Source organism: Haliscomenobacter sp. (assembly GCF_965225875.1).
Classification (GTDB): Bacteria; Bacteroidota; Bacteroidia; order Chitinophagales; family Saprospiraceae; genus Haliscomenobacter.
The window spans coordinates 1,072,419-1,085,104 of the sequence record NZ_CBDDBS010000003.1; the positions used below are offsets into that span (position 1 = coordinate 1,072,419).

Below are 12,686 nucleotides of genomic sequence, written 5' to 3' on the forward strand. Positions count from 1 at the left end.
TACCTTCAACCCTCACCTTTATGGATATCGTTCAACAACTTCTCGCTGCCCTGGGGCCTGACTGTGTTCGAACAGCGGAACAAGCCTCCCAGCGTATGGCCAGCAATTGGGTCAACGCTCAAAACTTACAATGCCGGGCCCTTCTGTTGCCTCAAACCACCCAGGAAGTTTCAACAGCGCTACAAATTTGCCACGCCGCCAAACAAGCCATTGTCCCCCATGGAGGTCTAACCAATGTGGTGGGCGGGGTGCAAACCCAGCCACACGAAATCGCCCTGAGCCTGGAGCGTATGAACGCCATTGAAGCCCTGGATGTAGCCAACCAAACGGCTACGGTGCAGGCTGGAGTAGTATTGCAACAGCTCCAAATTCAGCTAAACGCCTCCGGTCTCTTTTTTCCACTCGACCTAGGGGCAAAGGGCAGTTGTATGATTGGTGGCAATATTTCAACCAATGCTGGCGGTTTACAGGCCTTGCGGTTTGGCGTTACGCGTAATCTGGTTTTGGGTTTGGAAGTTGTGCTTGCCAACGGAACCATCATTTCGTCCATGAATCATTTGTTAAAAAACAATGCCGGCTACGACCTTAAACACTTGTTCATTGGTTCAGAGGGTACCCTGGGTATCGTCACCCGGGCAGTACTCAAACTGGAGGCTTTGCCTTTAAGCCGCAATACTGCTTACCTAGCCCTCAACAGTTTTGCTCAAGCCTGTGAATTTTTGAATTTTGCCAAAAAAACGCTGGGCCATACCCTGACTACCTATGAATTGCTATGGCAGGACTATTACCGCCTGATGACTTCTCCGCCTGCCCGGCACGCCCCTCCCCTGCCCCAGGATCATGCTTACTATGTGTTGCTTGAGACTGCAGGGTATCATCCTGAAAATGACCAACGATTGTTTCAGGATACGCTGGAAAAAGCTTTTGAAGGTGGCCTGGTTGCTGATGCCTGCCTGGCTCAAAGCCAACAGGAACTAGACTGGTTTTGGGGCATTCGGGAGCAAGTGGATTTTATTTTTTCGGTGCATCAGCCCGTCTTTTTATTTGACGTTAGCCTTCCCATTTCTACCATGGAGACTTACACCCAAGAGATTCACCAAGGGCTAAAAGCGGTATGGCCCGACGTGTTTTTGTATGTCTTCGGACACATGGGGGACGGCAATTTGCACTTGTTTGTGTCCTGCGGGCAAAATAACCATGCAACTCGACATCAGGTTGAGGAGATTGTATTTGGCCCATTGACGGCGATTGGTGGCTCAATCACCGCGGAGCACGGTGTAGGTTTGGAGAAAAAAGAGTGGCTGCACCTGAGTCGAAACCCTGCCGAAATTGCCTTGATGCGGCACTTAAAAAGCACTTTGGACCCACATGGAATTTTAAACCCGGGGAAAATTTTTTGATTGTCTTCACTTCTAGGAACTTGTTGAAGCATCAAAAGGTTATGCAATAGTTTCAAATTTGACGCACATGATTACATATACCACTGCCCAAACAAAAGCCGACCTGGAGGGGGTTTTGGAGCTTCAAAAAGCCAATTTAACCCGAAATTTATCCCCGGAGGAAATTAAAAACCAAGGCTTTGTAACCATTCAACACTCTTACAAACAACTTGCCAAACTCAATGAAATTGAAGCGCACCTAATCGCTAAAGATGGGGATCGTGTCATCGCCTACCTGCTTGCTATGACCGCTGCTTCCAAAAATGACATAGCCATTTTAGATCCCCTGTTTGAATCTTTTGACAAGTTGGAATACAAGGGAATAAAAATAGCTGATTACAAATACCTCGTGGTTGGGCAGGTTTGTGTAGACAAGGATTATCGGGGGCAAGGCATTTTGGATGCTTGTTATGCAGCTTATAAACAGTTTTTTGGTCGAAAATACGATTTTGCCATTACGGAAATCGCCCGCCACAATGTCCGTTCTTTGAAAGGGCATCAGCGAGTTGGTTTTAAGGAAATCCACTCGCACCAGGAAAATGGTCAAACGGAATGGGTGGTAGTGATTTGGGATTGGAAGGAAAATTATTAGAAAAGATAATAAATTCTGAAGTTTTAGCATAAAAAACATAGTTTTGCCGCAAAACATAGCCCTTATGAAACAATGCTTTATTTTATTCTTTTTCAGTTTCTCAATCTTAAGCTGTCAGCCAGAAGAAAATTGCCCAGCATCCATTGATCTAGGTTTATTGAATTTATTAGACAACTCTGTAAAAGCTTTTCCTTATAAATCCGATCAAGTTAAATTAATTTTTAGCGACAGCCTAGGTCATGAATATATTGGCACTGTGGAACTCAGTGGGCGTCCTTTTGCAGGAATTTCTGGTGACGTACCTTGTAAAAGCAATCCCGAAGCGAAAATACCCGCATCAGGACGGATGCAAGTCATCACAGGTTTTTTATCCATTGCTGGTATACCTGGAAAATTCTCTATACGATTTCATATTTTTCCAGATTTTCTGCGCGATCCCTCTAAATTCATGGCGGACGTAGCCTTTATAGACTATCTCAAAGATGACTTTGCATTGCCTGGATTCACAAATGCTATAGTCATTGACAAAAGAACCTGGCCAGATATTCAGATTGGAAGTGTTGACTATACACCTACTTTTACTATTCACAACAAAAGTTTCAAAAACGTTTATATTGATAAATTTTCAAACCCTAAATACTATTTTACTTTTGAAGAAGGCATTATAGGCTTCAGGTTTTTGGGGGACAATAAATTCTACAAACTTGAGCGAATTGAGTGATTGTCTTTATTCCGATCATGATGTCAAAACCTCTCTAACTAATAGCAAGCGCCCTAGTGTTGTGGGATTGGAAGGAAAGTATATACTGAGCAAGATTTTCATTGCTATGAAGTAAAGGTTTAATTGTGAGGATTTTTGCTTATACTCGTGGTGATTTTGCAGTTCCATCCTTTTCAACTACTATTAGATCAACATGAAACGGAAATCTTTCCTGAAAACATCCGCCATTGCAGTGGCAGGTGCTTTGGTTGCACCGCTGACTTCTTGCACGCCAACTCCAAAAATCAAAACGATGCGCACAAACTGGGCCGGGAATTATACCTACAAAGCCGAAAACCTCCACCAACCCAAAACAGTTGAAGAAGTGCAGGCCCTGGTCAAAAAGCTGGGTCAGCAAAAAGCCCTGGGCTCCTGCCATTGTTTCAACGACATTGCCGATAGTCCGCTGAATCAGATTTCCACAGCGAATCTCAATCAAGTCGTCGCTATTGATGAAAAAGCCAAAACGGTTACCGTAGAGGCTGGCGCCCGCTATGGACAATTCGCACAGGAGCTGGATCAAAAAGGCTACGCCTTGCACAACCTGGCCTCCTTACCGCATATTTCGGTGGCTGGAGCCTGTGCTACTGCCACCCATGGATCGGGAGTTACCAATGGGAACCTTGCCACCGCAGTATCAGCCATTGAAATGGTTACGCCTTCCGGCGAATTGATCAACCTGAGCCGAAAAAACAATTCAACTGAATTTGCAGGCGCAGTAGTTGGCTTGGGCGCATTAGGGATCGTAACCAAAGTTACCCTAGATTTGCAGGATACTTTTCAAGTGCGGCAGGATCTTTTCCAGGACTTGCCACTGCAATCCTTACAAGACAATTTTGAAGCAATTATGTCCAGTGGTTACAGCGTGAGTTTGTTTACCGATTGGCAAAAAAAGCTGGTCAGCCAAATTTGGGTAAAGCGCAAAGTGGATGCCGAAACCAAAGACCTGGGTGCTGATTTTTATGGAGCTAAAGCAGCAACAAAAAACTTGCACCCCATCACCAGTTTGTCCGCTGAAAACTGCACCGATCAAATGGGGGTTCCCGGGCCTTGGTACGAACGTTTGCCCCACTTCAAAATGGGGTTCACCCCTAGCAGCGGCAAAGAATTGCAGGCAGAATACTTTGTCCCCCGCGAAAATGCGGTGGAAGCCATTTTGGCCCTGGAGAAAAAGGGGGATCTGATTTATCCCCAATTGATGATCAGTGAAATCCGCAGCATTGCCGCTGATGATTTTTGGATGAGCCCAGCCTATCAACGGGATTGTGTAGCCATCCACTTCACCTGGAAACAACATACCAAAGAAGTGACTGCACTCCTGCCGATGATTGAAGCGGAGCTAGCTCCATTTCAAGTGCGGCCACACTGGGGAAAGTTGTTCACCATGGCTCCGCAGGTTTTGCACGAACGTTATCCAAAATATGGGGATTTCATCAAGTTGGTGAAGCAGTTTGATCCTGAAGGGAAGTTGCGCAATGCTTATCTGGATTTGAACATCTACGAGAGCTGAGGATCGTATCCCAAAGCGACATAATTTTCACAAAGAACACAAAGACAGCACAAAGGACACAAAGTTAGACGTTGACGAAGCAACGCTCATAAGTACATCATTTCGGGCAGAAAACCTTATCAACGTTTAACTTTGTGCCCTCTGTGGTCCTTTGTGTATTCTCTGTGAAAATATGTCGCTGTCGCTTTAGCCTTTTTAACCTTGGGAAACCTCTTTTATGCCACTCACCCGAATCATCCTACTCACCGTCCTCTCCCTACTTGCTTTTGCCAGCAACTCCCTACTCTGCCGCATTGCCCTGAAACAAACCTACATCGACCCCGCCAGTTTCACCTGCATTCGGCTCATCGCTGGAGCCATTGTGCTTTGGGTGGTTGCAAACCTGCGCAAACGAAAACAAGAAGGTCGTGGAAACTGGCTGTCAGCAATGGCTCTATTTGCCTATGCCGCAGCCTTCTCCTTTGCCTACGTAAAGCTCACCGCTGGTACGGGTGCATTGATTCTGTTTGGTGCAGTACAGGCAACGATGATCGGCTATGGCTTATGGAAAGGAGAAAAGCTACGATTCTTACAATGGCTCGGCTTAATTCTGGCACTCGCTGGACTGGTAGGTCTGGTATTGCCCGGGCTGGCTGCTCCCCCACTCGGTTCTGCGGTTTTGATGTGTGTGGCCGGAGCCACTTGGGGAGTTTATTCCCTGCGGGGTCGTGGTGCTGGTGATCCAACTAAGGTTTCAGCGGGTAATTTTTTGCGGGCTGCTCCGCTGGCGATTGTATTGAGTCTTTTGCTGTTTAAACAAGTAGAACTTGACCCGCTAGGAGTTTTTTATGCTTTGGTTTCAGGCGGCATTACTTCAGGCTTGGGGTATATATTTTGGTATACGGTCTTGCCTTCTTTAAAAACCAGCAATGCGGCGACTTTGCAACTCAGTGTACCGGTGATTGCAGCTCTGGGTGGGATTGTTTTTTTGGGTGAGCCCCTCAGTTTGAGGTTGGTTTTGGCTTCGGTGGCGATATTGGGGGGGATTGGATTGGTGGTTTTGAAACGGTAAATTATTTGGATTAGAAGACGCACGGCCGTGCGTCTCTACCATCCGGCATTGTACCCAACCCCTAATTTTGTCTTCTACGCCCTTCATTTGATCACTCCAAGATAGCGCCCCAACCAATACGGCAACAACCAGATATCACCTGCACTGTGTTCTTCGTTGCCATTTCCCTTTTTTCGATCCAGGTTAAACATGTTGGCATTGTGTCGCTGAATCGGTCGCTCGTCGGGAGGAAGCACTTCCATTAAGGTTTGGCTACGAAAATTCGGGGCCATTTTTTCAATGTCCTGGCGGTGACTGTTGGCAATTTCCCAGCTGATCAAATCCAGAGGGTGTTCTTGCAGGTACCAAATCGCTTCCTTTAAATCAAAATTAGCCGTGCCCGTCAAAGCAGTAACAATATTCCAGAGTCCCTCTTTTTCGGGTCTTTCAGTTTGCCAATGATCGAGGATGGCCTTGCGATAGTGTCTTTTGAGGGTATCATTCAGGGCATAGCGGTAAAGGCCCCAATAGCCCGGGAAGTACATTTCATCATCCGAGTGGTTCCAGGAATCGGATAATACTTTGCTCAAATCATTGGCTTCTTCGGGTGCGTATCCAATTTGGCTCATCGGCCGCATCAGGTTTTCAAAATAACCTTGTTTGTTCAGCAGTTCGAAGGCTTTGTCCCGGTACTTGGTCTTCTTGGTGAAAAAATAGGCTGTTTGCAACATGGCGATGATGTTCGAAGCATTCAACTTGCGGTCGCCAACATTGGTAGGCAAAGCATTGACGTAGCTGGGGTTCCAACGCCCCCAGGTAGTGGGTTTTCCATCGTAATCAATCAGGTAAAGGTCGTTTTTAAGGATGTGGGACATCAGGGTGTCAATCAGTACGATGGCGCGTTTTTTCAAAGTTGGGTCATCGATCAACTCTGCCATTGCCCCATAGGCAAAAATATGGCCAATGGCTTCATCGCTGCTGGTGGTTGATTTCCAATCCCATTCCGCATCAGGTGATGGCTGCCAACGATCGGGATCCGCAAGTTGGGGGATGTAACCCCGGCGTTCAAAAGAGCGGGCAGGAAAGCCAGGAATTGGATTGACCGTATACAAACGCTCCATGGCATCCAGGGATTCCCGGCAATTTTGCAAGGCTTCGGGGTCTTTGGTGACCTTGTAACGGAAAATCTCTGCACCCAGGTACATCGAAGTCCACAAGCCATCGTTGTCGGAATCTTCGAGGTAGCCAGTGGCAAAATTGCCTTTTTCCATGCCGCTTAAAGTGGCATTAAACCCATTGCGGATGTGACGGGTGCGCACCTGGGTTTCAAAAAAAACTGCTTTCTCTTTTAAAGTCATGGGCTGAAACTGGATTTGCGCCAGGCCCTTTTGGGTCAAAATCAAAACGGAACGCTCCGGTCCTTCCGCTATGTGGAGTATTTCATTGCCGGGCAGCCAGCGCTCGCCTTGGTAATAGTCAAATTTGCCGTCTTTGCGTAGGGCAAAAGCACCGTTGTTGCTACCGAACCAGACTTTATCCCCGATGGTTTGTACAACCGTGATGTTGGGGACTGGGATGCGTTGTTGTTTGGTACCCAGGGCCTGAGTTTTAAGATCAAAAACTTGATAGCCATCGTTGCTACCAATGATGATTTTTTGTTGATCGGGGCTAAAATCAAAGGCGGTGAAGCCAACACCAGCACATAGTTTTTGCAGGTTTGAGGAACTTGGAGAAAAGCGATACAGCCCCTTTTTGCCCAAAATCCAAAATAGTTGAGTGCTTTTTTGCCAACGCAGGTTTAGCACTTCGTCATCCGGTAATTGGCTTTGCCAAAGGGTTTGAGAATTCAGTAGGTAGTGTAATTGCTGGCCATCGGAAATGAGGAAGGCAAATTCTGGGCCAGCTTCCAATAACCTGGCCTTAGGTAAATTGTGTTTAACCAATAAGGTACCCGCCCAGGCATTGCTCAGCACAGTTTGCTCATCGAGAAAGACAAACTGATTCTGGTGCAGTGCCATTGCGGCAATTTTTTTATGCGCCAGGGTTCGATATGTTTGATCGGGCTCCAAAGTGCCGGGGTACAAAAAACGGCCATTGTAGGGCTGAAACAAGCCAGCCGAGGAATAAACTTTGATGACACCATTGCGGTCGGCGAAAGCCTTTCCAAATTGGAGATCGCCCTGATCGGGTAGATAATATTTGACGCTGTAGTCTTGGATAAAAGCTTGGTCGAGGTGGAAGGGTTGTTTGGTTTGTGCTGATAAACTTGCCAGACAGCACCACAATATTGCACAAAGGCCAATTGATTTCAGCTTGGTTTTCATCAGGATTTGAGGATTTTTTTTGGATCAACGACTAAATATTTAATCGATTTTTGATCGCTTTTCAAATGGTAAGAATACGTCAGATGCAATAGGCCATCCCCCGTCTGAATCAAACAAGGATACGAAAAACTCCCCTCTCCCTTCGTTACATTTTCCAGCGCAGTTTTCCATTTCCAGCTTTTACCTTCGTCATCCGAAAGAAACAAACTCAGGCGGTAGCGGCCATCTTCCAGGTCATTGCCCACAAAGGCCCATTTGCCATCCAGAAGCCGTAACAATTCAACACTGGCGGTATTGGGAATTTCGGTTTTTGTAGCCGGCGACCAACTTTCGCCCAAATCACTGGACTCACTCACTTGCACGCGTGGAGGCGCGTCCCCGCTGTCACGCAGGTAGGCGAGTAATTTTCCATCCTTTTTTTGCACCAGAGCTGGTTGAATCGGGCCACGCCCCACCAGCGGCAAACTGGGGCGCCAAGTCTGACCTTTGTCCTCCGAAATGGCCATTAGCGAAAAATTAAAACCATCTGAATACAGCGGCAGGATGATCCGGGAACCAATGATCAGGGGTTTGATCCGCGTCATCCAGCCGATGCTGCGCTTGATGGGGTCCTGGCTTGCGGTAATGATCATTTTGTCGTAGGAAGGAGCGTATTCCGCCCAACCTGCCGGGTTTTCGGGCAATAATTTGAATTGTTTGGCCACTTCTTCGGCAAAACGGGCATCGGGTTTGAGCAAGATGTTGTCCTGCCAGTTCCAAATCGGTGGGCCACTTTTTAGGTAATCGGTAGAAGTACGAAAACGCAAAATTGATTGCTCCCATTTGTTGGCTTGTACCGCAATCCAGGCCAAAAAGAGGGTGTTGTCTTGATTCAAAAACAAAACCGGGTTACAATCGGGTAAATTCGGGGTATCCGCCATCAAAAAGGGTTCGCTCCAACTCGTTTTGCCTTTTTCCAGGCGTGCTCCCATGATTTTGACATCGTCGGATGTACGTTCTCCACTGCCGTAAAACCAAACCGCCAGCAGGTCACCATTGGGCAGGTGGACGAGGCTACTGCCGTGAACATGTTTGTCCTGGAGGGGAAAAATCAGCATGGATTTTTCAAAAATAGGCGTTTGGCCAAAGGCAAAAATCAACCCAAACCAGGCGATAAGCAGACAAGTATTTTTTCTCAACATGCGATCGGTGCCTTTTAATACGCTCCCACTACCTAAGAAATGGGCTAAATGGTGTTGAATCACAAATTAATCATTATTATTGGATAAAATTTTCAGTCCACATGAAGTTCTACCTAAAAAAAATCAGCCTCTTCCTGCTCCTGGGGTTCTTGATCAGCACCCTGGCTTGTGCTCAGAACAAGGTAAGTCCACAAACCGCACTAAAAAGCTACATTGATGCCAAGGATAAGTCCTATCAATGGGTTTTGAAAGATTCTACCACATTGGGTACGGTAAAAGCCTACCATTTGCTCCTGACTTCGCAAAAATGGCGGGAATACACCTGGCGACACCAGCTAACCGTCTTTGTCCCCAGTACTACCCAATACGACGGGGCTTTACTTTTTATCACGGGTGGTTCCAACAAAGCTGAGCAACCCAATTGGAGTAGTGCCGATCAGCTCTGGGCACCCTTGGCGGGTATCGCTGAAAAAAACAAAGGCATCGTCGCTTTAATCAAACAGGTACCCAATCAACCCTTGTACGGCACCATGACCGAGGATGAACTCATTTCGCATACGTTGCACCAATTCAAAGGGGATAAAGATTATACCTGGCCCCTGTTGTTTCCGATGGTCAAATCGGCTGTAAAAGCCATGGATGCCGTACAGGAATTCAGCAAACAAAAGGTCAAGCACACTGTCAATAATTTTGTGGTAACCGGCGCTTCCAAACGCGGCTGGACCACCTGGCTAAGTGCAGCCATCGACGACCAACGGGTAAAAGCCATCGCTCCAATGGTCATCGATATGCTCAACATGCCCGCTACCCTGGATTATCAATTCAAAACTTACGGTGAATACAGCGTGCAGATTGAAGACTACGTTAAGTTGGGCATTCCCCAAAATACAGATACGGAGGATGGAAAAGCCATCACGGCCATGATTGATCCCTATTCTTACCGCAGCAAGCTCACCGTGCCCAAGATGATCTTTATTGGCACCAATGATGAATATTGGACTGTGGATGCCATCAAACACTATTACGACCAGATTCCGGGTAAAAACATGATTCATTATGTGCCCAACGTGGGTCACAACCTGGGGGGCGGTAAACAGGCTTTTGAGGCCCTTAGCGCTTTTTTTGGCCTAACTATTACAAATAAGGCTTATCCACATTGCACCTGGGCAGTCAACGAGGTTTTGGAGGGTGTAGAACTTACCGTCAATGCGCCGACTCAAGACCTGGTGGAAACCACCTTGTGGGCTACCACTTCTTCTGATCGTGATTTCCGCAACAACCTTTGGCTCAGCAAAAACATCAAACTCAGTGGGACCAATGTCATTAAAGCCACGCTACCCTACCCTAAAAAAGGATATCAGGCCTTTTATTTGGATTTGAAGTACAAAGACCCGAACGGTGGAACGTTTACGACCAGTACACGTGTGTATGTTTGTGATGCAGCAGGAGTTCTGTAAAGATGAAAGATGAGAGATGAGAGATGAAAAACCTGACAACTGCTTTCATCTCTCATCTTTCATCTCTATTTGGCAACTTTTTCTCCCCACAACTCATCATTTAGTGTAATTTTGCCACTTCAAATCAAAAATTAGGAATGAGTACTAAAAAACCTAATCGTAAGCCTGCTGGTCCAGGCCGTCAGGAAAAAGAGAATCCTACCCCTCGCACTCAGCCAACTGCACGCCCGAGCACTGGCAACACGGAGCGTGTCCGTAGCAGCACAACTGCTTCTACCCGGGCACCTCGGGTAAAAAAAGACCTGATCTTCAACCGCAACAACTATATCCTCTTGGGAGCTGCCGGATTGGCCATGGCACTCGGCATCATTTTGATGTCTGGTGGTTCGATGCCCGACCCCAACACCTGGGATGAAAACATCATTTATGGTTCCCGCCGGATGGTCATTGCACCAATCTTTATGCTGGGGGGAGTTGTACTGGGGATTGTAGCCATTTTCCGCAAATAAACGAATTCATGACCGAATTTATCCGTGGGCTTATCCTTGGCATCGTTCAAGGGATAACCGAGTTTTTGCCTGTAAGCAGTGATGGGCATTTGGAATTGGCCAAATACATTTTAGGTGACAAAAGTATGGGTGAAGACAGTCTGTTTATGACCATAGTGCTACACGTCGCTACTACCCTATCCATTATTGTTGTTTTCCGCAAAGACATCAAAGACATTTTTGGTGGTTTGCTCCAATTCAAATGGAATGCCCAGACCGAGTTTTCAGCCAAAGTGGTCGTTTCGATGATTCCGGCAGTATTTGTGGGTTTGTTTTTCGAAGCAGAAATTGAAAGCTTGTTTAGTGGCCGGATTTTGTTGGTCGCTGCGATGCTAGCGGTTTCTGGTTTGATGCTGCTTTTGGCCCATTATTTTGCCAGAGACACCGACAAGCCAATTTCTTATGGGAATGCTTTTATCATTGGCATAGCCCAAGCATTAGCCATTGCACCTGGGCTTTCTCGTTCAGGGTCAACTATTTCCACCTCGGTACTTTTCGGCATTGATCGAAACGTAGCTGCTAAATTTTCCTTTTTAATGGTCATTCCCTTGATCCTCGGCAAATTGGCCAAGGATATCCTCGATGGCCAATATAGTAGCCAGATCGAAAATGGGACTACTTTAATTGTAGGCTTTTTAGCGGCCTTTTTCACCGGGTTATTCGCTTGTCGACTCGTGCTAAAAGTAGTTCAACAAAGCAAACTGGTCTATTTTGCAGTATATTGCTTCGTTGTTGCAATTGTTGCAGCAGCCTACATCCTGAGCAAAGGATAATATTTGTCTAACAAAATCGGCCATATGGACCCGAATGCCGGAGAGCGGCCACTGAACAGTCAATATTTCACCGAAGGCGCTGTATTACTCGTGGACAAACCACAGGGATGGACTTCCTTTGACGTAGTGAATAAATTGCGCGGCAAAATCCGCAGCTTGTTTCAGCTTAAAAACATCAAGGTTGGCCATGCCGGCACCCTTGATCCCATGGCAACAGGGTTGTTGATCGTCTGTACGGGTAAGGATACCAAGCGCATCAACGAATACCAGGATCGCTCCAAGGCGTATACGGGTACCGTTACTTTTGGAGGAACAACGCCTTCCTATGATGCAGAGACAGAAATCGACGCTACTTTCCCATTCGAGCACATCACTCCTGAACTTTTAGAGCAGGCCAAGGAAAAATTTCTTGGCGAAATAGAGCAGGTTCCCCCCATGTTTTCAGCCATAAAAGTAGATGGGCAACCACTGTACAAAATGGCGCGAAAAGGCGAAAGCATCAAAGTAGAAGCCCGAAAAGTGCACATTTACGACATCAACTTTACCCGCATAGAACTACCCGAAGTAGACTTTGAGGTGCATTGCAGCAAGGGGACTTACATTCGGTCTTTGGCTTATGACTTGGGTAAGGCTTTAAAAAGTGGCGCGTATTTGAGTGCGCTACGCCGGACCAAGATTGGGGAATTTGAGGTGGATAAGGCTAAGTCGGTTAGCGAATGGGTGGAATGGATGGATGGAAAAAATCAGGTCTGAAATTTTTCACCCATAAAGCTTCTTTTTCACCAATTAGGCATTCTAAATTGAACCATCTAAGACCTGTCAATTACCCACAAATCCGAGCGTTGAATGCAAGATCGTGCTTTTATCTCAGAACCCCCGACCCCTAAAGGGGAGTACATTGTTGGTAAGCTAAAAATGCTGCATTTTAACCCAATTGTACTATTACAGACTACCCGAAAATGTGCTCCCCTTTAGGGGTCGGGGGTTCTGAGGCCACGGTAAAATGCTCAATAACAACCACAAATCTAATTTTGAGGTTTTGTGGGTAATTGACAGGTCTTAGATGGTTCAA

At 46.5% G+C, this 12,686-nt stretch carries 11 protein-coding genes; 9 read left to right on the forward strand and 2 right to left on the reverse strand.

All coding sequences use genetic code 11. The features are described 5' to 3' along the window. Positions 1-20 precede the first annotated feature (20 nt). The 5 genes from ACO08K_RS24680 (at position 21) to ACO08K_RS24700 (ending at position 5,352) form a co-directional block, all read left to right on the forward strand. Positions 21-1,400, forward strand: a complete 1,380-nt coding sequence (locus tag ACO08K_RS24680; protein ID WP_421799154.1) for an FAD-binding oxidoreductase — start codon at positions 21-23, stop codon at positions 1,398-1,400. Between the two features lie 67 nt (positions 1,401-1,467). Further along, positions 1,468-2,031 carry a GNAT family N-acetyltransferase gene (locus ACO08K_RS24685; protein WP_421799155.1) on the forward strand — a complete coding sequence of 188 codons (564 nt, stop codon included), beginning with the start codon at positions 1,468-1,470 and terminating at the stop codon, positions 2,029-2,031. 64 nt (positions 2,032-2,095) lie between these two features. Further along, positions 2,096-2,752, forward strand: coding sequence for a hypothetical protein (locus ACO08K_RS24690; RefSeq protein WP_421799156.1), 657 nt, complete (start codon positions 2,096-2,098; stop codon positions 2,750-2,752). Positions 2,753-2,945: 193 nt separating this feature from the next. Then, on the forward strand, positions 2,946-4,301 hold the full coding sequence (locus ACO08K_RS24695) for a D-arabinono-1,4-lactone oxidase (protein ID WP_421799157.1): 1,356 nt from the start codon (positions 2,946-2,948) through the stop codon (positions 4,299-4,301). Between the two features lie 217 nt (positions 4,302-4,518). Then, a complete protein-coding gene (locus ACO08K_RS24700) occupies positions 4,519-5,352 on the forward strand; it encodes a DMT family transporter (RefSeq protein WP_421799158.1) in 834 nt (277 codons plus the stop codon). An 83-nt stretch (positions 5,353-5,435) separates the two neighbouring features. On the opposite strand, the gene ACO08K_RS24705 is transcribed toward ACO08K_RS24700, so the two are convergent. Next, positions 5,436-7,655, reverse strand: coding sequence for a hypothetical protein (locus ACO08K_RS24705; protein ID WP_421799159.1), 2,220 nt, complete (start codon positions 7,653-7,655; stop codon positions 5,436-5,438). Further along, positions 7,655-8,836: a sialidase family protein gene (locus ACO08K_RS24710; RefSeq protein ID WP_421799160.1), complete on the reverse strand. Its 1,182-nt coding sequence runs from the start codon at positions 8,834-8,836 to the stop codon at positions 7,655-7,657. Before ACO08K_RS24710 ends, ACO08K_RS24705 begins: the two co-directional genes overlap by 1 nt. A gap of 101 nt (positions 8,837-8,937) precedes the next feature. Here ACO08K_RS24710 and ACO08K_RS24715 point away from each other — a divergent pair, with 101 nt between their 5' ends. The 4 genes from ACO08K_RS24715 (at position 8,938) to truB (ending at position 12,367) form a co-directional block, all read left to right on the forward strand. Further along, complete coding sequence (locus ACO08K_RS24715; RefSeq protein WP_421799161.1) at positions 8,938-10,293, forward strand: PhoPQ-activated pathogenicity-related family protein; 1,356 nt, start codon at positions 8,938-8,940, stop codon at positions 10,291-10,293. A gap of 137 nt (positions 10,294-10,430) precedes the next feature. After that, positions 10,431-10,802: a DUF3098 domain-containing protein gene (locus ACO08K_RS24720; protein WP_421799162.1), complete on the forward strand. Its 372-nt coding sequence runs from the start codon at positions 10,431-10,433 to the stop codon at positions 10,800-10,802. A gap of 8 nt (positions 10,803-10,810) precedes the next feature. After that, positions 10,811-11,614 (forward strand): undecaprenyl-diphosphate phosphatase, encoded by an 804-nt coding sequence (locus ACO08K_RS24725; RefSeq protein WP_421799163.1) that lies wholly within the window; start codon positions 10,811-10,813, stop codon positions 11,612-11,614. A gap of 24 nt (positions 11,615-11,638) precedes the next feature. Continuing rightward, positions 11,639-12,367 (forward strand): tRNA pseudouridine(55) synthase TruB, encoded by a 729-nt coding sequence (gene truB / locus ACO08K_RS24730; protein ID WP_421799164.1) that lies wholly within the window; start codon positions 11,639-11,641, stop codon positions 12,365-12,367. Positions 12,368-12,686: the final 319 nt, after the last annotated feature.